This window comes from Runella rosea (assembly GCF_003325355.1).
Classification (GTDB): domain Bacteria; phylum Bacteroidota; class Bacteroidia; order Cytophagales; family Spirosomataceae; genus Runella; species Runella rosea.
Genome location: NZ_CP030850.1, coordinates 4,655,121 through 4,678,800 on the forward strand (window position 1 = coordinate 4,655,121; position 23,680 = coordinate 4,678,800).

At 44.5% G+C, this 23,680-nt stretch carries 15 protein-coding genes; 8 read left to right on the top strand and 7 right to left on the bottom strand.

Features of this window, described 5'->3' with window-relative positions; translation table 11 throughout:
- Nucleotides 1–48: 48 nt before the first annotated feature.
- Nucleotides 49–2,853 (bottom strand): M16 family metallopeptidase, encoded by a 2,805-nt coding sequence (locus tag DR864_RS19350; RefSeq protein WP_114068508.1) that lies wholly within the window; start codon nucleotides 2,851–2,853, stop codon nucleotides 49–51.
- 174 nt (nucleotides 2,854–3,027) lie between these two features.
- Here DR864_RS19350 and DR864_RS19355 point away from each other — a divergent pair, with 174 nt between their 5' ends.
- Nucleotides 3,028–3,642 (top strand): IMPACT family protein, encoded by a 615-nt coding sequence (locus DR864_RS19355; RefSeq protein WP_114068509.1) that lies wholly within the window; start codon nucleotides 3,028–3,030, stop codon nucleotides 3,640–3,642.
- Between the two features lie 70 nt (nucleotides 3,643–3,712).
- On the opposite strand, the gene DR864_RS19360 is transcribed toward DR864_RS19355, so the two are convergent.
- On the bottom strand, nucleotides 3,713–5,968 hold the full coding sequence (locus tag DR864_RS19360; protein ID WP_114068510.1) for a S9 family peptidase: 2,256 nt from the start codon (nucleotides 5,966–5,968) through the stop codon (nucleotides 3,713–3,715).
- A 204-nt stretch (nucleotides 5,969–6,172) separates the two neighbouring features.
- On the opposite strand from DR864_RS19360, the gene nth reads away from it, so the two are divergent.
- The gene (gene nth, locus DR864_RS19365; protein ID WP_114068511.1) at nucleotides 6,173–6,850 is read left to right on the top strand and encodes an endonuclease III; all 678 of its coding nucleotides are present in this window, start codon (nucleotides 6,173–6,175) and stop codon (nucleotides 6,848–6,850) included.
- 79 nt (nucleotides 6,851–6,929) lie between these two features.
- A complete protein-coding gene (locus DR864_RS19370) occupies nucleotides 6,930–8,015 on the top strand; it encodes an aminotransferase class V-fold PLP-dependent enzyme (RefSeq protein ID WP_114070374.1) in 1,086 nt (361 codons plus the stop codon).
- Between the two features lie 64 nt (nucleotides 8,016–8,079).
- Here DR864_RS19370 and DR864_RS19375 read toward each other — a convergent pair whose 3' ends face one another.
- The 4 genes from DR864_RS19375 to DR864_RS19390 form a co-directional block, all read right to left on the bottom strand.
- Entirely contained in the window at nucleotides 8,080–11,376 is a 3,297-nt protein-coding gene (locus DR864_RS19375; RefSeq protein ID WP_114068512.1) for a 3-coathanger stack domain-containing protein, read from the bottom strand.
- Nucleotides 11,377–11,524: 148 nt separating this feature from the next.
- On the bottom strand, nucleotides 11,525–12,034 hold the full coding sequence (locus DR864_RS19380) for a cupin domain-containing protein (RefSeq protein ID WP_114068513.1): 510 nt from the start codon (nucleotides 12,032–12,034) through the stop codon (nucleotides 11,525–11,527).
- 2 nt (nucleotides 12,035–12,036) lie between these two features.
- The gene (gene map / locus DR864_RS19385) at nucleotides 12,037–12,801 is read right to left on the bottom strand and encodes a type I methionyl aminopeptidase (protein ID WP_114068514.1); all 765 of its coding nucleotides are present in this window, start codon (nucleotides 12,799–12,801) and stop codon (nucleotides 12,037–12,039) included.
- A 68-nt stretch (nucleotides 12,802–12,869) separates the two neighbouring features.
- Nucleotides 12,870–13,703 carry an aminotransferase class IV gene (locus tag DR864_RS19390; protein ID WP_114068515.1) on the bottom strand — a complete coding sequence of 278 codons (834 nt, stop codon included), beginning with the start codon at nucleotides 13,701–13,703 and terminating at the stop codon, nucleotides 12,870–12,872.
- A gap of 148 nt (nucleotides 13,704–13,851) precedes the next feature.
- On the opposite strand from DR864_RS19390, the gene DR864_RS19395 reads away from it, so the two are divergent.
- The 5 genes from DR864_RS19395 (at nucleotide 13,852) to DR864_RS19415 (ending at nucleotide 22,431) form a co-directional block, all read left to right on the top strand.
- Nucleotides 13,852–16,731 (top strand): outer membrane beta-barrel family protein, encoded by a 2,880-nt coding sequence (locus tag DR864_RS19395; protein WP_114068516.1) that lies wholly within the window; start codon nucleotides 13,852–13,854, stop codon nucleotides 16,729–16,731.
- A 39-nt stretch (nucleotides 16,732–16,770) separates the two neighbouring features.
- Nucleotides 16,771–17,502, top strand: a complete 732-nt coding sequence (locus DR864_RS19400; RefSeq protein ID WP_114068517.1) for a GLPGLI family protein — start codon at nucleotides 16,771–16,773, stop codon at nucleotides 17,500–17,502.
- A 59-nt stretch (nucleotides 17,503–17,561) separates the two neighbouring features.
- Complete coding sequence (locus DR864_RS19405) at nucleotides 17,562–19,394, top strand: sensor histidine kinase (protein WP_114068518.1); 1,833 nt, start codon at nucleotides 17,562–17,564, stop codon at nucleotides 19,392–19,394.
- A gap of 31 nt (nucleotides 19,395–19,425) precedes the next feature.
- The gene (locus DR864_RS19410; protein ID WP_114068519.1) at nucleotides 19,426–20,127 is read left to right on the top strand and encodes a response regulator transcription factor; all 702 of its coding nucleotides are present in this window, start codon (nucleotides 19,426–19,428) and stop codon (nucleotides 20,125–20,127) included.
- Nucleotides 20,128–20,613: 486 nt separating this feature from the next.
- A complete protein-coding gene (locus tag DR864_RS19415; protein ID WP_114068520.1) occupies nucleotides 20,614–22,431 on the top strand; it encodes a glycosyltransferase family protein in 1,818 nt (605 codons plus the stop codon).
- 72 nt (nucleotides 22,432–22,503) lie between these two features.
- Here the strand turns inward: DR864_RS19415 and DR864_RS19420 are convergent, their stop codons facing one another.
- Nucleotides 22,504–23,577: an MBL fold metallo-hydrolase gene (locus tag DR864_RS19420; RefSeq protein WP_114068521.1), complete on the bottom strand. Its 1,074-nt coding sequence runs from the start codon at nucleotides 23,575–23,577 to the stop codon at nucleotides 22,504–22,506.
- Nucleotides 23,578–23,680 lie beyond the last annotated feature (103 nt).

The following is a 23,680-nucleotide window of genomic DNA, read 5'->3' on the forward strand; positions in this document are numbered from 1 at the left end:
TAGCCCGGCTTTTTTGTTTTGGTATTTTTGTGGATTTACCACGGATTATTACTTTTTCTCTGGCAACAACACCGCTTTGATAAAGTTGGCGTCGCTGAGGTATTTGTTGGCCGTTGCCTTGGTGCTTGCTACGGTAATTTTGTTCAATTGCTTCTCCCAGTCCAACAGCGCTTTTGGATCTTCGCCTTTGGTGTAGGCGTCGATCAGCTGGTTCTGCCAGAAACCGTTTTCTTTGGTTTGGACTTCCATGGCCCGGCGGGTTTCGGCTTTAAACTTGTCAATATCGGTCTGTGTAGCACCATTTTTCTTGATTTCGTCAATGACCGCTAGGGTTTTGACGGCCAATTCTTCTACGCGCTCAGGGCCTGTGCCATAACCAATACGTAAACTGTAGCGAGGAGCTGGAATCTTGCTGTAAGCTGCCCGGGCGCCGATGCCGTATACGCCGCTTTCTTTCTCACGAATGACTTCAATCAACTTGATATTCAGGATTTCTTCCAACGCATCCAATTGCCAGTTGTTGTCATCATTGTATTCATAATCGCCGCTGTAAACCAACGTCGCCTGGCTTTTTTGCTCAATGCCTTTGTAGACTTTCTTCTCTATTTTGCCCTTCGGAGCACGAATACCCAAGTCACGGAACGACTCTTTTTTGCCCTGTGCTGGCAAAACGGCTAGGTATTTTTCGAGCAAAGGTTTGATTTGTTCTATGTTAAATGAACCCGTAAAGAAAAAAGTGAAATCGGACGCATCGGCAAAACGCTCTTTGTAAATCTCGTACGAGCGGTCTGGGTTTGCCATGTCCCAACGTTCTACGCTGATGGGCAAACGGCGGAAATTATAGTTGCCCAACAAGGTATTCAAGGTGTCCTGAAAAACCATTTCTGGCGACGGCGACGCTTTCATGTTTTGAATGGCCGAGCGCTGCGTGGTCATGAAGCCTTTGATGACTTCGTTGTCTTTGCGGGGTTTTGTAAAGTAGGCGTAGACCAGTTGGAGGGCGGTTTCAAGGTCTTTGGGACTGCTGCTACCCGTAAAACCTTCTTCGTTTTCGCTCACAAAAGGACTGATATTGACCACTTTCCCTGTCAGGTATTTTTTGAGGGCGTTTTGGCTAAATTCACCTACACCGCTCTCTTCCACCACTGCGTCCGAAAGTCCAGCGCTCATAAAATCTTTATCATTATAAAGCGACGTACCTCCTTGACTGCGGGCTCCGATGAGGATTTCGTCATTCTTGAAGTCAGTGGGTTTCAGCACCACTTTGACGCCGTTGCTTAACGTAAGTTCGGTCACGCCCAGTTCGGCGATTTGTTTAGTGGAAGTTGTACGACCTGCCGCTGGTAAGTTTTCAATCAACGGTTTGTTGATGACTTTGTCTTCGTAGGCGGTTACTCCCTTGCCTGCTCCGTTGACCCATTCCAGGATTTGGGCTTCGGTCGGTAGCTTCGCTTTGTCTTTTTCCGAGGCCATGATAATCACCGTGCGGTTGTCGGGCGTTAAATATTTGCCAGCCAATGCGTTTACTTCTTCTATTTTGATGCCGTTGAGTTGTTCTTTTACAAATTCGTAGTAAAACTCAATGCCTGTTGAGGGCGCATCCTCCAAAAAATGATTCATGTATTCATTCACATAACTCGCTGATTTGGTTTTGTCTTTTTCTTTGAAGCGCTTTTCAACGCCCGTCAACAACTGCGTTTTGGTACGTTCCAATTCAGTGGCGGTAAAACCAAAATTTTTCACGCGGATTCCTTCATCCAACACCGCTTTGACGGCCAGTTCTAGGTTGCCATCTTTGGCGACTGCAATGTTGCTGAACGAGTCATAATCTCCAATAAAACCGCCGTAGCCCGCTCCTCCAAACAAGAAAGGAGGGTTGGCCTGCTGTTGTAACTCCTGCAAACGTGCCTGCAACATTTGGTTGAACAGGTTGCGTTTGATGGTTTCGCGCGAGTCATTCAAGGTTTTTTCTTCCGCTTTTGGCAATTTTGTTACTATTTGAGCAATCATGTAAGGCTGCTCTGGGTCGGTGACAATCGCCACGCGGGTTCCTTTAAAATCAGCTACTGGATATTTTCCGAGGGGTTTAGCATTGGTGGCTTTCGGAATAGCCCCGAAGCGCTCTTTAATGGTTTTTTCTACCTGATCAATGTCGAAATCTCCCACTGCTAAAATTGCTTGCAAATCAGGTCGATACCAGGTTTTGTAGAAGTTGCGGATGGTTTCGTGCGTAAAATTTTTAAGAATATCTTCAGTTCCAATCACGGTACGTTTGCCGTATTTTGAATCTCCAACAAGAATGGGAAGCCACTTATCGCGCATACGTTGTTGTGCGCCTTTGCCCCCGCGAAATTCTTCCAGAATTACGCCGCGCTCCTTGTCAATTTCGGAGCCTTCCATCGTAATGTTGTGCGCCCAATCTTCAAGTACGACGAACGCTTTGTTGAAAATGTCGGCGGAGTCGGTCGGTACAGGAAGTTGATATACCGTCTGGTCCTGACCTGTGAAGGCGTTTAAGTCATCGCCAAATTTAACCCCAGCGCGTTGGAGGTAGTTGACCAATTCGTTTTTTGGGAAACTTTTGGTGCCGTTAAAAGCCATGTGCTCGGTGAAGTGGGCTAAACCATTTTCTTTGTCTTCTTCCTGAATCGCTCCTACTTTGTTGACTAGATAGAGCTCAGCGCGCTTTTTAGGCTCTTCGTTTTTACGAATGTAATACGTCATTCCGTTGGGTAATTTGCCATAGCGGACTTTTGGGTCAAAGGGAATGGGCTTTTTAAGGTCGGCCTGGGAAAAGGCTGCATTTGCCCAGCCGAAAACTACCATAAATAGTAGTAATTTTGTTTGTTTCATGGATTGTGAAAGTTTAGATGAAAAGAGAAGTAAATGATAAAACAAGTTGTTTACGCACTTGTTCACAAATTTATTGTGGATAAGTGGTCGAAATCAAGGTTTGCTGTTAAATAAATTGTCATAATAGCAGGCTAAAAACGAAAAAATTAGTTTTTTAACAAAGTTATTGAATTGATGCTATTTGACGATAGTTATAAAACAATAGTCACCCCGATAGAGGGATTTTTTCGGGACCGTGGTAGTAAATTTTTGGCTTTTGGCTACCCAATCCAGAATGAAGAAGACGTAAAACAATACCTTACTGCTTTACGTGAAATTCACCCCAAAGCCAACCATCACTGCTACGCCTATCGCCTAGGGTTGGACCGGATGCATTTTCGCGCTAATGACGACGGCGAACCGTCTGGTTCAGCGGGAAAACCCATTTTAAATACGCTTTATGCTCATGATATCACCAATCTTCTGGTGGTAGTAGTTCGTTATTTTGGGGGTACGCTGCTGGGTGTTCCAGGTTTAATTAATGCCTACAAAGTGGCGACCGAAGAAGCGCTCAGTCAAGCTCAAATTGTGACCAAACACGTGCGCGATGTGTACACGCTGACGTACCCGTACGAACAGATGAATGAGGTCATGAAAGTCATCAAAGCGTTTGACCTGACGCCTCAAAAACAACAATTCGACAATGAATGCAGCCTTCAAATCGAAATCCGCAAAACGCTCCTGAATCAAGTATTGGGAAAACTGGAAAAAATTGATGCATTGCGACTTGATTTTAAAGGAACGATTTAATTGATGTGGCAGAACACGGAAGTACGTATTCTCCGTGCTTCCGTGTTCTGCCACTCCTTTCTGCTAAAAATTACAAATTCTTCAATACCCAATCTGACATCATTTGATAACGGTGCATGAGGGTATTACCGCCACTGATGCCGTGATTGCGGTTGGGGTAATAAAAGCTGTCAAACTGTTTGCCTGCCTTGATGAGAGCATTGACAAAATCGACGGAATTCTGAAAATGCACATTGTCGTCGCCCGTTCCGTGAACGATAAAGAATTTACCTTTCAGCTTATTGACGTGCTGAATTGGGGAGTTGTCATCGTAGCCCGAAGCATTGTCTTGTGGGCGTTTGAGGTAGCGTTCAGTATACACTGTGTCATAATATCGCCACGTGGTCACGGGCGCGCCCGCTATGCCCGCTTTGAAGTAATCGGCCCCGATGGTCATGCACAGCGAGGCCATGTAACCTCCGTAGCTGTGGCCATGAATTCCGATGCGAGAAGCGTCCACGTAGGGTAAAGTGGCCAAATATTTTGCCCCTTCAATTTGGTCTTCGGTTTCGTATTTGCCAAGTTGCGCGTAGGTAACGGTCCGGAAGGCATTGCCGCGCGCGCCCGTGCCGCGCCCATCTACCGATACAATCATGTAGCCTTTGCTGGCCAATACCTGAAACCAATAAAACAACCCACCACCCCAAGTATCGGTCACGGTTTGTGAGCCGGGACCGCCGTAAACGAACATTAAAACGGGGTATTTTTTGGTGGGGTCAAAGTCAAGAGGCTTCATCATCCAGCCGTTGAGGCTCGTGCCCTGCGTAGTGGTAAATTTGAAAAATTCTTGTTTAGAAATGCGATATTCCGTCAAGCGTTCGCGGAGTTTTTGATTTGCTTCCAACGTACGTACCGCTTTGCCTGTAGGTGCCTGATGCAGACTGACAACCAACGGTTCTTGCGCCGACTGGTTGTAAATCAAATAATAACTGAAATCAGGACTCATATTGACCGTGTTTGAACCTGATTTCTCGGTCAATTTTACGGGTTGAGGTACGGGAATGGGTTTCTTTGATTTTTTGTTGACGGGAGGAGTGGCAAAACTCAAACTGTACAAATGCCGCTCCATCGGCGAAACCATCGGTGAAGTAAAGTATAGTGTCTGCGTTTTTTCGTCGATTCCGACCAAATCCGTCACTTCCCAATCGCCAGAGGTTAGGGTTTTGAGCAACGTCCCGTTTATGTCGTATTGGTACAAATGCTTATAGCCGCTGCGCTCGGAGGATTGAATAAAGGATTTTCCATCGGCCAAATAGGTAAGGTCATCTGTAAATTCCAAATCCACGTAGGTTTTGCTTTCTTCGCTCCACACGGTTTTGGATTGGCCCGTAGCGGCATCACTGTGCAGAATATCTAACCGATTTTGCAGTCGATTCATGCGTTTGACAGACAATAAACCAGGGTTCTGCGTCCATTTAATGCGCGGAATGTATTGGTCGGTTTCGGGGCCAACGTCTACTTTTGTTTTTTGGTTGGAAGCTAAATCATGAACCCAAATCTCCACCAGTGAGTTGGCCTCTCCCGCCTTTGGATATTTATAACGGTAATCTTTAGGGTACAAATCGCCCCAAAGTTGCATGTTGTATTCAGGAACGCGGCTTTCATCAAAGCGATAAAAAGCAATTTTCTTGCCATCGGGAGCCCATTCAAAGGCCTTGGCAAAACTGAATTCTTCTTCATAGACCCAATCCGAGGCACCATTGATGATTTCGTTGCGTTTGCCGTCGGTGGTGATGGCTTGCTCGGTGAGGGTAGAAAGGTCGGTGAGGTAAAGGTTGTTGTCTCGAACAAAAGCCACTTTGCTGCCATCAGGAGAAAGCGTTGCCAACATTTGTTTTCCGTTTTTGGAGAGCTGCACTAGCTTTTTGCTCGCCAAATCATACACATAAAACTCGGCCTTAAACGAGCGCCGATAAATACGCTCAATGCCCGTGGTCAACAACAGTTTTCGCTCGTCGGCGCTGAGTTCGTAACTGTCAAACTGGATGTTTTGATTGGTACCTTCTACCTTGACGGTCGATTGGTCAAAAAGCGTTTCGACGGCCTCGCCCGTGGCAATGCTGTATTTAATGACTTTCCCGCTTTGTTGGGCGGTGTAAAACCCGCCAGCTTTCATCCAGTTTACTCCAGATACGCTACGCGGGGTAAAGACAGAGCCTTGTGGGCCGTAAATGTCATTGAGGGTAACGGTTCTTTGCTGGGCTTGGACAAGCGAGACAAAAAACAAATAAAAAATAAAATAGGGAACGGTAAACCGATAATGGGTTGAAGGAAAGGTTTTTCTCATGAAATTGATGAATAAGTGAACAAATAAGACGCAATGAGACAAAGATAGGGAAAACTTGGGCAACCATTAAATCACCCATATTGCGGGAAAATTCCTCGCGCATTTCCTGTTTTAAGCTTCTTATCTAAAACTCTATGTTTTCAAGGGGGTACATTTTGAGGAAACAAGTATCTTTGAAGGCTCAAAAAAGGGCTGTCCAAACCTATGCAAAAGAAAGAACGCTATCGTCTTTTAATCGAACATTTCTCGCAAAAATTTCCTGAAGCTGAAACAGAACTAAATTATTCCAATCCATTTGAACTATTGGTAGCCGTGATTTTGTCGGCACAGTGCACCGACAAGCGTATCAATATGGTTACGCCGGCACTTTTTCAGCGTTATCCTGACCCGCAGGCCATGGCCGATAGTACCGCAGAGGAAGTATTTCAATTGATTCGTTCGGTGTCGTACCCCAACAACAAAGCCAAGCACCTCGTGGGAATGGCCCGAATGCTGCTTGATAAATTTGACGGCGAGGTTCCGAGCACGATTGAGGAATTGCAACAAATGCCGGGTGTGGGGCGCAAAACGGCGAACGTCATCGCTTCTATCATTTACAATCAGCCCACGATGGCGGTCGATACGCACGTTTTTCGGGTTTCGCACCGGCTGGGTTTGGTTGCCAAAACCGCCACTACTCCTCTGGCCGTTGAGAAAGAACTCGTCAAATATATCCCCGATACGGTGATTCCTTTGGCACATCATTGGTTGATTTTGCACGGGCGTTATGTGTGCGTGGCGCGCAGCCCTCAATGCAACAAATGCGAACTGACGCACGTCTGTAAGTTTTATGAGACACTGCAAAAAAAATTGAACGCTCCTAAAAAGAGGCAAGAATTGTAGTAATTGGTATAAAAAACGGGTTTTTAGCGTAATTTTGCCCCCTCAAACCAAAGGCCTTACCGATAGGGCTCCAAATCAGATGAAACAAGTCTATTTTACAGCCGGGCCGGCTGAGATGTATCCTACGTTTGAGAAGCACTTATTGACCGCCGTTGAGCAGCAATTGGGTTCGATTTCGCACCGCAGTCAGAAGTTTCGGAGCATTTATCAATTTACGGTAGAGCAACTTCGTACGTTGATGAATATCCCCGATACGCACGGTATTTTTTTCACGGGCTCCGCCTCGGAAGTGTGGGAGCGGGTGGTGCAGAATTGCGTCGAACACGAAAGTTTTCACTTGGTCAACGGGTCTTTTTCCAAGAAATTTTATGAGTATAGCGCGTCGCTTCGGAAATACGCCCACAAGCAGGAAAAGCCTTTTGGCGAAGGTTTTGACTACGCCGAAGTAGAAGTGCCCGAATATGCGGAGTTAATTTGTGTCACGCACAATGAAACCAGTTCGGGCGTACAAATGCGCGAGCCCGACATTCACAAACTGAAGCGGAGCAATTTAAAAAAACTCATTGCGGTCGATATGGTCTCTTCGGCGCCTTATCCTGAGTTAGATTTTGGGGTGGTAGATACGGCGTTCTTTTCGGTTCAAAAAGCCTTTGGCTTACCAGCGGGTTTGGGTGTATGGATTGCCAACGAAAAGTGTCTCGCCAAAGCTGAGCGTTTGCAGAAATACGAAGATGCTACCATCGGAGCGCACAACAGCCTGCCCATGTTGTGGAAGAATTTTAAGAATTACGAAACGCCCGCTACACCCAATGTGATTGGCATTTATCTGTTGGGAAAAGTAGCCGAAGATTTGAACAAAATCGGTGCTGAAACGGTGCGTAAGCAGACCGAAGAAAAATATAAATTGCTCAATAAATACATTGAAACAAGTCGGGCTTTCAGCCCATCGGTAGCCGAAGAGCGGCATCGCTCGCGTACAGTGGTAGTAGCCAATACCCGTATTCCCTCTCCTGAAGTAATTGCTCAGGTAAAACAAGCCAATATGATTGTCGGAAGTGGTTATGGACCTTTCAAGGAAAGTCAAATTCGCATCGCTAATTTTCCTGCGGTATCGTTTGAGCAGGTAGAAGCGTTGATTGGCGAATTGAAGAAATTGGAAAATTAATAAACGAGGTGAGCGATTAAAGCTCACCTCGTTTAACATAATTCTTATTTGTGCAGACAAAAGTTTATGGCTTAGTTACTTCACATCCTTTAATTTCAGCGCTAAATAGTGTTTGGCCTTCGGTTTTGAAGCCGGGAGTTAATTCTATGGATTCTTTAGCAGAAAATAACGTGTTGTTTTTAATGACCGGAGCGCTGCTTTTAATAGTACTGTTGGAATAGTACTCGTTACTGTCCGAATAGATATAGCCCGGATTTACGTCTCCATAACACCTTTTTACGCGTACTTCACCTATTGCCTGACCATAACCGCATACGCTTTCAATGTCGGCTAAAGTATATACATTACCTGGCGTTGACGAAGCCCATATAGTCGTCACTTTTGTGTATGCCTGTATGGTTGTTCCTCCGAAAGTAGTGGGATTTACTACCGTTTTGCCGTTCCAACGAGGAGTGTTGGAGTTAATTGTTTCGGCTTTCAGGTAGACAGATGAGTTACTGCCATCAACCCATAAGATAGAGGTGCCATCTGAAGCGGTTAGTTTGACCTGATGGCGTTTATAAATAGAAATTCGAGGCAAACGATAGTTTTTGGCGAAATGACCTTCATGGCTTAATGGCTCTACCTCAACCCCAAAACCTCCCTCATAGGGCATATCAGGAATTTGGATGGTATAATGAAAAGGGCGCTTTGTGACAACAAGGGCCTCAAATCGAAGGGAATCAGGATATATCTGAGCATAAGGCGCAATCGGTCTGAAATACACTTTGTAGTCAGTCGGTACATTTTGCTGATTGCCCTCGATAGAGAACATTACATCCACTATATTTTGCTGACATCTTATACCTGCTTCGACAAGTGCGGTTTGGATTCGATAAGGTCTTACCTTGATTATTACAGTGTCATTCAGGGATGTAACTCCGCAAATATTTTCCAGCGCATTTAATACCAACAGTGTATCGTTGGAGGGCTTTATATTAATGTAAAGACTGTTTATCATGCCTGAGTTATTATTCACGTAGGCGGCATAATTATACCAAGTACTATTGATCTTAACATTATAAGGTTCATTGGAATTAGAAGTGGAAGATTGTATAATAAGCGGCACACTTTCTCCCTTTAACAGATCAATAGTTTTACTTAAAATCTTATTTCCGTTTAAATCAAATGTATTCACAAACAGAGAAGCTGTTTGGTTGACTGTAATATACGAAGACGCTTCGCGAAAGGCGGTTGGCAGATTGTCGGCTTCTGTCTGAACCGAAGAGACAACAAATTTGCAGAAATTGTTGTCTGCCGAAACAGGTATATTGGTCGGGATCTGAATGGATAAAATTTTTGACTTGCCTCTGCCTACTTCATAAACGACAGGGACGTAATTGATATATCGTACCAACCGAACTAAATACTCATCTTCTGTAGAAAAAGTCCCGGCAGTTTTTATTTCAATTGTATAGGTGCCTCCCAAACAAACTTGTTTCGGACTTTTTACGATGAAAATGTTTTTCTGAGTGGTATTGTCAACGGTTATCGTAACCTCCGGAACAGGGAAATTCTCGGTTTTTCCACAACTGTTTTCGATGGACTTCCAACGGAAAGAAGTGGTTTGTACAATGAGCGGATTTAACGAAATCTCTCTTGTAAGTTCATTGGTGACGCTGAAGACAGACACCGTATCGTCGCGTTGCCCATCGGTAAATATCAAGGAAGCAGGGGACCCTCCTTTGAATAAAAAAAAGAGGTAACCGTTTCCGGGATTTGTCAGCGGAGTAGTTGCCCATGCCGTTACGGGGACAGGTTTTTGAGTCACGTTAATTTGTTGCTGATACAACGAACTTAAAGCTGCCGGGGAATTGGATTCCAGTTGCAATTGAAAATAAAAGGCTGTGGACTCAAAAAACGAAGCTGCGGGAATCGTAAATTCCAAACTGTCGGTGGAAATTCGAGTGGTTGGCAATGCCAAAACCGTACCATTGCTCAAATATATTTTAGCGATAAAAACCGTACTCGCGGTAAAAGGAAGTGTCGATTTTATTTTTAACCTTAGTTTTTCGCCTTCACAATAGATGAGTTTTGGTAAGTTTTCAATGTAAAAATCGTTTTTTACAACCAATTCCCGCTCTCCGGAAACGGTATATTGTCGGGAAATTCCACACGCTGTGATCAACGAATCAACTTTATAATAATGTGTTTTTTCAGGGTTAAGGAAAACGTCGGCCATATATCCGGAACTTGCACCACTATATCCACTAAAATTATTGACAATGGTGCCATCTGAGAGTTTGAGTGTCAAAGGTCTGCCGGACTCTGTTGCCCCAACACTGCGTATTCTAAGCCAAACTTTATTTTTATATCCCACCGGATTTGTGACACCGTCCAGCCAATCTAACTCAATTTTCGGGGCACTGTTCATAAAGATCGGAACGAAATCAGTGGCGGCATCAGGAGCAATGGATCTTATTCGTACAAAATAAGTTCCTGATGAAAATGAATTATCTAAAGTACCGGTGAAGTTGCGGGCATCTACAACCGTCGTGGAAAGTTGTTTGATGGTGTCGCCTTTAAAATTGGCGACTTCGATCACTACTTGTTCAGGGTTAAGTTCACCTGTGTAATCTATATTGACGTTAATTTTTCGATCCTCGCAAATTGCTTTTGGATATACAGATGTTATTTTCAGTTTAAATGGATTTACTTTCACAGTAATGGTATTAGGGGGAATAACTTTGCCTATACCGCACCTGTTCTGAATTTGAACCAGTTGATAAACAGTTGTTTGATTAGGTGATAATGCCCATTCTCCCCCTAAGTACCAAAGGGTACTGTCAGCCAACTTACCGATTACATTGTCATCGCCTCGGTATATTTTATGGCCAACATACCGTGCTTGTCCTGCATTGGTGTATTCATTAGGGAATCTTGAAATAGGGAAAACATCAATCGCCTGCATGGGCTGTTCCAATTGAATAGTAGGCAAAAGGCCAACATTGAAATATTTTTCATTGCTTACTGTTACAGGGTTAGTGGAACTGATACTTGCAATGGAAAACAATTTCGATGATCGATTCTTATCAGCGTATAATTTTGGTAACTGAAATTGTAAGGGAGAGGAAGTATTATCGGCGGTTACATAAATAATGGTATCTCCTGAGATCGAATTCTCCCTAAGTTTAAGTACAAATTTATTATCAGGGGCCCAAGAACCTGACAATGCAACAGGAATGCTGATGGTTGATCCTGCACAAAGAGAATAGAAATTGTCGGAACTAATGGAGATAGATTGGCCTTTGACTGAAATAGTATTTAGGGCTGATAAATATAATAATAGTACTACCCAATTAATACGAATCTTATTCGCCATTTATATTAAATTTTAGTGTAAGATTTATGGCTATATCAAATATAAAAAAGTTGTTTTTGGTATACTTTATACCGTTTTATGCGCCAAAAAACTATTTTTTCTTTAGAATTTTATTAAAAAGATGATTTTACAATTGAATTATTAAAAATTAGTACTTTTCAAGCGTCAGCAACCGAATCACTTCCTCATGTTGTGGATAAGTTGCTAATAAATCTACCCGTTCGGCCAGTTCAAAATCAGCGAAATCAAAGCCCGGCGCTACGGTGCAGCCCACCAGCGAATAATCACTTTCTGCCGCAGGCTTAGAGCCAAACCACGTCCCTGCTGGCACTACCGCCTGAAACACCTCTCCGTTGTCGGGATTAGAGCCTAATTTGATGATTTCCAGCTTTCCGTCTTCATGAATAACGTAGACATTCAACGGCCCGCCCGCGTAGAAATGCCACATTTCATCGGCCTGAATGCGGTGGAATGCCGAAAAATGATGATTTTCGAGTAAGAAATAAATGCCCGTGCTAAAACTTCTGTCGCCTGAGAAACGGCTCGGAAGCGCACTGAGTGGGATGCTTTCCGTAGAACGGTAGGTTTCGGCAAAATAGCCACCTTCAGGATGCACCTGCATTTGGTATTTCTCCACCCAATACTGCGCTTGTTTCATGTTCAATTCCAAATCTCGTTGCTTTCGGTAAGTATCACGGGTTTTCCGTCGGTAATCATAATGGTATGTTCGTGTTGAGCCACAAAACTGCCATCGTTGGTCACAAACGTCCACCCGTCACCATTTTGGTGCGCAAGCGTGGCTTTGGTCGAAATGAACGTTTCTACGGCTACAATGGAGTTTTTTCTGAAACGGCCCGTATTGAAGCGGTCATAGAAACAAGGAATTTCGGAGGGTGCTTCGTGCAAACTTCTACCTACGCCGTGTCCGACTAGGTTACGGATAACCCGATAGCCTGATTTTTTCGCTTCGGTTTCAATCAATTTTCCAATGTCGGCAATTCTGACGCCTCCTTTGATTTGATGAATAGCTTTGTGTAAAATTTGCTTCGAGGCGTTGACAAGTTTCAGGTGATTGTGTTTGTCTTCGCCCAATACAAAAGAGCCGCCATTGTCGGCCCAGAACCCGTCGAGTTCGGCCGAAACGTCGATGTTAATCAAGTCGCCTTCTTTTAGAATCTTGTGTTCGGTGGGAATACCGTGCGCTACTTCATTGTTAAGGCTGATGCACGTCCAACCAGGAAAACCGTAGGTAAGACGCGGAGCAGATTTGGCTCCAAATCCTTGCAGTATCTGTCCGCCGTAATCGTCCAGTTCTTTGGCGGTTATGCCAGGGCGGGCATATTCGCGCATTTTCCGGAGGGTAGTGCCAACGGCTTCGCTGATTTTTTTCATGCCGACTAGCTCGGCAGGGTTGGTAATGGACATGAGGTTACTATTAGTTAAAAGAAACAGTATTAAAAACTAAAGATATTGAGAACAAGTCGGTCAAAAAACTAGGCTTTTACCAATCCATACCCCGTCACCAATTCCTCAAACTGCTCCAATAGCTTTAAGGTTCTGACACCTGGCTTGCCGTCACCTACGATTTGGCGGCCAATTTGCACCACGGGCATTACCCATTTGGTCGTGCTGGTAGTGAAGGCTTCGTCGGCTTCTTCCAGTTCTTCTACTTTTAACGGACGAATTTCTACCTTGAAATCCTTTTTTGCCAGTTCCAATACCACCCTGCGTGTAATCCCGTGCAGAATGTTTTGGTCGGGTGTGATGAGCGTATCGCCTTTAAAAATGAAGAAATTACTGCGGGTCAACTCGCTTACTTCACCGTCTTTATGGTATAATAAATCAGCCGCTCCTTGCGATTTCATCTCGGCGGCGAGGCGAATCATGTGGAGATAATTGGTGCTTTTAAGCTCGGGTAGGTCTCGTACAAACTCAAAGGGCAACACTTTGATGCCTCGGTAGCGCCCTTCGGGATTGTCTTTGGGAAGGTTTTCGGCAATAATCAAAAAATTGGGTTGTACCACGCTGACGCTATCGGGCGAGTAACCGCCAGTCAAAACAAAACGATAGGCAATATCGGGCTTGTCAGCCAGCTTGTAGAGTTCTGCCAATACATCGGCGGTTTGGGCTTGTGTAAGCGCTACGGGCAGGCGTAGGACTTCGGCCGAACGGGTAAAGCGCGCCCAGTAGCCATCCCACTCAAAAGGAACACCGTTGTAGGTACGAAAGTAGTCAAACAAGCCGTAGCCGCGCAATAAAGCAAGATCGTTGATTTTGACAGAGGCCTGTTCTACAGGGATAATGTCGCCGTTGAAGTAGCAGTGCATGGTGATTGAAGATGTCTAAGATGAGTGTTTGCAAAGATAGGGTTTTTGGCATTAACCTTAATTAACATTGTTTCTACGACCATTAACCTACTTTGGTTGGGAGGCTCATTAGTTTTGTCCCGCAGTCATTCAAAAACCCATTACAGCCATGCATTATTGTTTTAAAATCGTTAGAGTAAACTCCCGGCAGAACATGACGTTGACAAAAAGAAAAAAGACAACTTCTTTTTTTCAATGTTATGCCCTGTCGGGGCTTTTTTTTCTGGTACTATCGTCGGCTTCACTTGCCCAAAAATTAACGATCAGAGGAACGCTTCGCGACACTGCCAACCGCCCGCTCGAAGGCGCGACGGTGATGTTGTTGGATGGAAAAGATACGTCGCTTGTCTCTTTTTCGAGGTCACAATCGACGGGGGCGTTTGAGTTTAAAAACATAACCAATGCCCCGTATTTTCTCAAAGCCACCTACATGGGCTTGCAACCGATGAGTCAATTGATTCAGGCACAAACAACAGATTTATTGGATTTAGGGGCGATTCAGATGGCACCTGTTCCTAAGGATTTAAAAGAAGTAATTGTCAAAGGCGAGCGCGACCCCGTGACCATCAAGCAAGACACGATTGAATACAATGCAGGCTCGTTTAAAGTACAGCCCAACGCGGCCGTGGAAGAATTGCTCAAGCGCCTGCCGGGCGTAGAAGTAGACCGCGACGGAACGGTTCGTGCCCAAGGGCAGCAAGTGCAACGGGTGACGGTCGACGGCAAAGAGTTTTTTGGCCGTGACCCCAAAATGGCGACCAAAAATCTGCCCGCCGACGTGGTAGATAAAGTGCAGGTATTTGACCGAAAATCAGACCAAGCGCAGTTTACGGGTATTGACGACGGTCAGCGCGAGAAGACGCTTAACCTTACGTTGAAAGAAGAAAAGAAAAAAGGAATCTTCGGCAATGTTACGGCAGGCGTCGGCGATGCGAGTCGCTACTCAATCAAGGGTAATTTTAACCGTTTCAGCAAAACCCGTCAGTTGTCGTTTTTGGGAATGGCCAACAATATCAATCAACAGGGTTTTTCAATAGATGATTACATGAACTTCACGGGAGCGTCGCAACGCATGATGGCTGGCGGTGGGGTGCGGTTGCAGTTTAACTCAGAGGAAGATGCCGCTATTCCCCTCAATTTCGGCGGACGCAATAATGGCTTTGTCACCTCGGGCGGGGCGGGCTTGAACTACAATGACCAGCTCAGCAAAAAGACCGAGTTGCAAAGTAACTATTTCTATAATCAACTCGACCAATTGATTGAACGTGAGACCAATCGTGAGACTTTTCTGCCGATGGGTAATTTTAAAACCAATCAAAACACTGCTCAGAAAACCACCAATGCTACGCACCGAGGAAATGTAACATTGGACCATAAAATTGATTCGCTCAATTCGTTGAAATGGACCAATAACTTCAACTATTCCCAAAATTCGTCCAACATAGGCAGCAGCAGCCTTTCCACCAACGGCAGCGGCGTGCCCGAAAATGAAGGTACACGCCAATCAAATGCCCAAGGCGATACGTGGAGAATCAACTCTGAGTTGTTGTGGCGACATAAGTTTGGTAAAAAAGGACGGACGCTTTCTGCCAATTTTAGTTTGGGGCTCGAACAAAGCGACCGTGACGGGACTTTGCGCGCAGTCAATACTTTCTACAACCCCTCGGGTCAAAAAAGCCGTGTGGATACGCTACGCCAGACCAATACACAGACCAACAACCGCCAAAGCTACGGTATCACGGCGTCTTACACAGAACCCTTAGGCAAACGTAGGTATTTGGAGGTCAATTATGCGTTGAATCTTTCCCAAAACGACGTTGACCGGCAGGTTTTTGACGTCAACGGCGAAGGGCGCGCCCCGCGCTTCAATGCGCAGTTGAGCAATCAGTTTCGCAATGGTTTTACGTATCAACGCGGTGGGTTGAATTTTCGGATGAATTCTCAAAAAGCTAACTTCTCCACTGGTGTAAGCGTGCAGCAGTCGGTGTTGGATGGTGAGTTGATTTTGCAGAATACCCGCATTGCACGAACGTTTGTGAATGTGTTGCCCAATATACGTTATCAATACAATTTTGCCACAAGCCGCAACCTGAATGTAACGTATGATACCGATGTGCGTGAACCGAGTATTCAGCAACTTTCACCGATTGTGGATAATAGTGATCCACTTAATATCATCACAGGAAATCCAAACTTGCGACCAGAATACAACCACCGCTTAAACTTGAATTTCTTTAACTTTAATCAGCTAAAATTCAGCAACTTTTTTGCTTTTGTCAACCTGACTTATACCACCAATAGAATCGCGAATGCGCAGCAAGTAGATGCTAATTTGGTGCGCACGTATCGCCCCGTCAACGTGAAGGATGATTATACCATCAACGCCAATATCTCGAAGGGGTTTCGGATTAAAGCCCTCGGTACTCGGGTGAATTTTACCACCAATTTGGTCTTAAATCGGGGTATTACGCCCGTCAACAACGTAGACAACCTCACGCGTCGGCTCGAAAGTCGCAACCGGCTTCGGTTAGAATACCGCTATAAGGAAGTTTTGGACCTTTCGACGAGCGCGGCCATTACCTACAACCAAACGGGTTATTCGCTCAATCCCAATCTGAATCAGTCGTTTGTGAATCAGGTATATGATGTGGAAGGAAACTTAAAAGTGACCAAAACGCTGACTCTTAACTCGACACTAGACTACAGTATTTACGACTTTGCGGGTTCAACTTTTAACCAAAAAGTGCCCATCTGGAATGCGTCGGTGTCTAAGTTTTTCCTGAAAGGGAACCGTGGAGAACTCAAGTTATCGGTGGTCGATATGCTAAATCGCAACGTGGGCATCAACCGCATTGCGCAGGTAAATTTCGTACAAGACGAGCGGATTCGCTCCTTGGGCCGCTACTTCCTATTGAGTTTTACGTACAGTCTCAAAAGCTTCATGGGCGGCATGCCATCGGGCGGAATGCGCGTGATACGCCAGGGGTAAAATCATTCATTTCTAAACAAATAATTAAATCATAAACCAATGAAAAAGACAAGTTTAAGCTTAATTTTGATATTTTCTTTGTTGCAAGCTTTTGGCCAACAAAACGAAGGGATTGTGCTGTACGACCAAAAAATCAACATGCATAAACGTATGCAAGACGAATCGATGAAGGCCATGGTGCCCGAGTTTCGTACCAATAAAATGCAACTTTTGGTTCGTGCCAGCGAATCGTTGTTTAAGGCTGCCACTCAACCCAACGAAGACGAAGAAAATACGGATGCCAACGGAAATACGGTTCGCATGGTGATTCGTGTTCCGCAAAATGAAACCTATCGTAACTACGAAACCCAAAAATCCGTAGAATTGCGCGAATTGGCGGGGCAAAAATTTCTGATTGAAGATACCCTGCGCCGGATGCCGTGGAAATTGGCGGGAGAGACCAAAAAAATTCAGGGCTATGACTGCATGAAGGCCACCATGACCAATAAAGTAAATAACCAGCCCATCGTAGCGTGGTTTACGGAGGCCATTCCTGTGCCGAGCGGACCCGCAGGGTTTGGCGGATTGCCTGGCTTAATTTTGGAAGTAGACGTCAATGACGGCGACATGATTTACAGCCTGACCAAAGCGGAGTTTAAAAAATTAGCGGCAAACGATATAAAACTGCCTTCAGGTGGAAAGAAGATTACGGAAGCCGAGTTTACTAAAAAACGCGACGAATTCATGAAGGAAATGGGTGGACAAGGTGGCATCAGAATCATTCGGAATTAGCATTTTGTCCCACTGAAAGTGTCTATTTGACTCATGTACTATTAATAAAATTGGTAAAAATGAGGAATACTAAGTCAGCTATTACTTCTTTGTCCTTGATGGTCGCCAGTATGCTTTTACTGGCGGCTTTTCAGGTGTTTTGGCTGCGCAAAGAGTATACCGAACAAAAAAGTATTTTGCAGAAAGAAGCCGATATTTTGTTCAAAAATACCATTCAGGCTTTAGAAGACTCCGTGATTCAGAAGAAGATAACGTTTCCGATGCGAAAAGCATTTGCGTTGGATTCGCAAGCTGGAAAACCAAATAAAGTTGCCATTGACCGAAAGTTTACCTTTAGATACACCCACGAAAGTTCGCCTCCTACACCTATCGTTTATTCAGACAAAAAAGCGCGTGACGGCAAAAATGAAAGAACAGAAGCTTTCAACTTATTTTATATCCAAACGGCGGCTCGAATGGCTCAATTGTCAGGCGTAGATACTACAATCTCAAAAAGTAAACTGCACGACGTTTTACGAAAAACCCGACCTGAAGATATTCGCGCCATTAAAATGAATTCAGTGGGCAACTTGGATATTACCAAACTGACCGTTGCCGATACTACACCGCAGGGCAAATCCGAAATTGTCATTGTAAAATCGCACCAACCGTCTGACACGCTCCAACGAATGCTCGGCCGAATGGCCAAGGTTGTGATGTATAATCGCCCAAATCGCGACAGTGTTTTGTCATTTACGCCACTGGCAGAAGGAACTAATAATTTGAAAATCTCGGTGATTGAGCGGAGTGAAAAAGCGCCATTGCGCCCTAAAAACAAATCAACCATCAAGCCCATTGAAAATCAGTTTATTATTAGGCTAGACCACGACTCCTTGAAAATCCAAGACATTAAGCGGGCGTATGTTCGTCAAATTCAGAAGTCAAAAATTGACTTGCCGTTTCAGGTGGTGCGACAATCGACAAAACCATTGCTTGAAAAACAAGAGATTGCTTTTCCTAAAAATACCAATGAGCAGGTTTTAACTACGTCGGCCGTTCCGACGACAATTCCCTTTGGAAGTACCTACACGGCGGTGTTTTCTGGTTATGAGGGTTTTTTATTGAAAAAAATCCTTCCGCAAAGTCTATTTTCATTTTTTCTGTTGGCCATTACAGGCTTAGCTTTTGGGGCGATTTACCAAAATCTTCGTCAGCAGCGTCGACTGACTGAATTAAAAAATGATTTTATCAGCAACGTGACGCATGAACTTAAAACGCCCATTGCCACCGTGAGCGTAGCGATTGAAGCGTTGCAGAATTTTGGGGTTTCGCAAAACCCCGAGCAAACCAAAGAATACCTTGAAATATCAAAAAGTGAGCTCAATCGCCTAACGTTGTTGGTGGATAAAGTGCTTAAAATGGCAACCTTTGAGCAGCACGGACTGACGCTCTCGCCCGAAACCGTTGATTGGGCCGAACTCACACAGTTGGTGCTAAATTCGATGAAATTACAATTTGAGAAATACGGCGCAAAAGTAGATTTTAACCAAATAGGACATTCTTTTAAGCTCTCTGCCGACAAAATTCACCTTACCAATGTGGTCTATAATTTGTTAGATAATGCCCTGAAATACACCGAAAATCGACCCAAAATTGCGTTGCTTTTACAAGAAACCGATGCTGAATTACGCCTTTCGGTCAAAGACAACGGCATCGGTATTCAATCGGAGTTTTTGGCGAGAATTTTTGATAAATTTTTCAGGGTGCCCACGGGCGATACGCACGATGTAAAAGGGTATGGACTAGGATTGAGCTACGTATCATCGGTCGTCAAACAACACCACGGCCGCATCGAAGTGGAAAGTGAAGTAGGCAAAGGCAGTATTTTTACCGTCATTATCCCCAAACCGTAGGGGCGGGGCTCGCCTCCGCCCATAACAAACTATGACCAAGATTCTGTATGTAGAAGATGAGCCCTTTTTAGGGAAAATTGTAAAAGAAAGCCTCGAAAGCCGCCAATTTGAGGTGTGCATGGTAGCTGATGGCCGAGATGTACTTGCCCAATTTAAAGTATTTCAGCCCGTTATATGTGTGTTGGATGTCATGCTTCCGCACCGAGACGGCTATGCATTGGCGCAGGATATTCGTCAATTGGCTCCTGAAATGCCCATTATTTTTCTGACCGCCAAAACCCAAACCGAAGACGTGCTGAAAGGGTTTCAGGCGGGAGGAAATGACTATGTTCGGAAGCCTTTTAGCATGGAGGAACTGATTGTCAGGATTCAGAATTTACTTCAGTTGACCAACGCTAAGCCCGTCTTAGCTGCTCCAAATGGCAATATTATGCTTGGTAGCTATACTTTTTATCCTCACAAGTACGAACTTCACCGCGCCGATAGTCTGCGCAAACTCTCGCACCGCGAAACGGAACTGCTTTCTATATTGGCCGAAAACCGCAACTTCACGGTACCTCGGCGCGATATTTTGATGCGGGTTTGGGGCGATGATTCTTTCTTCAATTCCCGTAATTTAGACGTCTATATCACCCGCCTACGCGACTATCTGCGCGAAGACCCCGCGCTCGAAATTGTCACCCTCAAAGGAGTTGGTTATTTGTTTAAGTGTGAAGGCCGAGAAAACTTCTAAAAATCCCCGTAATGATGAGGGATAGTGCCATTATTTTTTATAGTATTGTTGGGAAAGAAATTTTATTTTTTTTCCATTTATGCCTTTATTGAACGATATGGGCATTATCTTTAGGAACTATGATATTCTTGCTGAGAATATTAGAATGCTATTAGAAAATAGACTCGTCAAAATAGTTGCCGATAAAATAATATCAAATAATTAAGTAGTGTAACGGGCAAATCTATTTTTAGATAGTAAAACCACCTTAATGAAAATGAGGTGGTTGAGAGGGGATTTTTGGAGGCTGTCAAATAAAGCGTAAGGTATCTTTTGAAAAAACAGAGCTAAAAACCTTCCTGACGCATGTTGTAAGTATTTCAATCAACTTTATCCTTAGTGTTTGTTTTCCTTGAATAAAAGCAAATAAACATTATTATTGCAATTCAAAACTGTAAAATTGTACATTTTAAATTAAAAATTGTACATTAAAAATCTTCATTAATCGTGGAAAAGAAACCTAAAAAAGCCCTCTTATTTGAAGTCGCTTGGGAAGTCTGCAACCAAGTGGGAGGAATTTATACCGTAATTCGGAGTAAAGTCCCTGCAATGGTCGACCAATGGGGGGATGATTATGTATGCTTGGGGCCTTATTTCCCCCAGCGTGCTTTAACAGAATATGAGCCTATCACTTCAGACGACGGGTCGGGGATTTATCAGACCGTAGAAAAGATGCGCGAGGCGGGATTTGTGGTCGAATATGGCTACTGGCTCATTACCGGAAAACCTCGCGTGGTACTGTTTGACATTAGAAGTGTAGCGGCGCAGCTAGACCGTATAAAATATGGTCTATGGGAGCGGCATAAAATCTCGACGGTCAATATTGAAGATTTGGTCAATCAAACGCTGGGCTTTGGCGAAATGGTGCGGGTTTTTCTGACCCAGTTTGCGGAAGATTACGCCAAGAAATTTGAAATTACGGCCCATTTCCACGAATGGATGGCGAGCTCGGGACTGCCAGATTTGCGTAAAGATGATGTTCGGATTGCGACCATATTTACCACTCATGCCACTATGTTGGGGCGGTATATCGCTTCCAACGAGCGTGATTTCTACACCAAACTTCCTTCCTTTGATTGGCAGCATGAGGCGCGGTACTACGCCATTGAGGCCCAGGCTACCATCGAACGCCTGGCCTACCTGAGCGCCCACGTGAGTACCACCGTCAGCGACGTAACGGCCCGTGAATGTGAAGTGTTTTTAGGGAAATATCCCGACTTGGTGTTGCCAAATGGTCTTAATATTCAGCGCTTTGCGGCAGTACACGAGTTTCAGAACCTACACATGAAGTACAAGGAAAATATCCATCGGTTTATCATGGGTCACTTTTTCCAAAGCTATTCTTTCAATCTTGACAAAACGCTTTATTTCTTCACGTCGGGCCGCTATGAATTTGTCAATAAAGGCTACGATATTACGATGGAAGCCTTGGCGCGGTTGAACTGGAAAATGGTGCAAGCCAAGATGGATATGACGGTGGTGATGTTTATCGTGACGCGTCAACCTTATCATTCTATCAACCCAGACGTGCTTCAGTCAAGAGCAGTTTTGGGTGAAATACAGGATACCTGCGAAGCAATTGAAAAGCAATTGGGCGATAAATTATTTTTGGCTTCGGCTTCTTCTACCGACCATCATTTGCCTGATTTGAACCAATTTGTAGATGAATATTGGCGCTTGCGTCTCCGGCGGACCATTCAAACTTGGAAAACAAAACGCTTGCCGCCTTACGTAACCCACGACCTAAAACAACCTGACTCTATCACGGAATATTGCGAGCGTTCGGGCCTCAAAAACCATGAGCAAGACCGCGTCAAAATCGTGTACCATCCTGATTTTATTGCCTCCACAAATCCACTTTTTGGATTGGATTACGGCCAATTTGTGCGAGGATGTCACTTGGGGATTTTTCCAAGCTACTACGAGCCGTGGGGCTATACGCCGTTGGAGTGCGTAGTACGCGGTATTCCAACCGTTACGAGCGATTTGTCGGGTTTCGGTGATTTTATCATGCAAATCATGCGTGATTACGAAAACCGAGGTATTTATGTGATCAATCGCAAAACACAAAACTTTGATCAGGCCGCCGACCAATTGGCAAATATCATGTTCAAATTTGTACGTATGAACTTGCGTGAGCGTATTCAACAGCGTAACAAAGTAGAGAATATTTCGGATGTATTTGACTGGGGAAATCTACGTTCATACTACGATACGGCCCACGATTTGGCCGCGAAAAAAGCCTTCAAAACTACGGTGAATTAATTTTTATAGCTTGATTTATCCTCGGCAAGGCTTTAAGCTTTGCCGAGGATTTTTTTATAATTCCTTCCAAGTCTACAACTTTATCACTTCTCCAACGCCCGCCAACTGAATTAATCCCTGATTCTGGGGCGCTTTCTGCAATTTTTGGAGCGAGCGGTAGCAATCTCCCAAGGGTTCATCTGACAAATCGAACGTGCCGTAGTGCATCGGAATCATTCGTTTTGCTTTCATTTCGTGGGCTGCTCGTACGGCATCCTTTGGCCCGGCGTGACTGGCAGACATAAACCATTCGGGTTTATAAGCACCAACCCCCAACAAGGCCACATCAACCCCGCCAAAATACTTGGCAAAATCCTGATAGTGCGTTCCGTAGCCCGAATCTGAGCCAAAATAAATACTTTTGCCATTGGCTCGAATCAAATACGCCCCCCATAGATTTTTATTGGTGTCGTTTAAATAACGCCGCGCCCAGTGACGGGCGGGCAAATAGATGATTTCAATTTTAGAAGTATCCGTTTGGTAGGTTTGGTACCAGCCCGCCGCCTGAATGTTAGGGTTTTTTGTAAAATTATTGAGCAGAGTATCTAGCCCAAGACCCGTCAAATAAGTGGCATTTAGGTTTTGGGGGGCCAACGTTTTGAGGCTTTTTTCGTCGCAATGGTCGCGGTGGTCGTGCGAGACGATGATGTAATCCATATCCTTTAATTCCGAAACCGCCACGGGCAATGCCGAATACCGTTTCATCAGCGCGGAGGGACTTTCCAGCACAGGGTCGGTTAAAATTCGGACGCCGTTGAGCCGAATAAAAAACGTAGCATGACCTAACCACACGACACAATCTTCGTTGTTGCTCAGGAAATCACTGTTTTTTGTCACTTTCAAGCGAAACGTATCCGTTTTTTTCTCGGCTTTTTGGGGATTGGGTTCGCGTTGCCATTTCAATAAATCACTAAATCCAGGCAACGGCTCCAAGTTTTCGTTCAAAAAACGTCCCTGCGGATTTACGGGGTTGCCTTTCCAATCAGGTCGAACGGTTTTTAAATCAGGGTTAGAACGATAGCCGCTTATCTCCCACGTAAAACGCTCATACATAAAGAAATAAAAACCTCCTGCCAGCGACAGGACAAAAACGAAGCTGATAATCATTTTTTTTAGGGCGAGAAAAGGTATCAACGGATTGAAATTCAGTAGTATCAAAAACAGGGGATGTTACAGCATAGTTCGCCTATAAGTTATAAATTCACTTTTG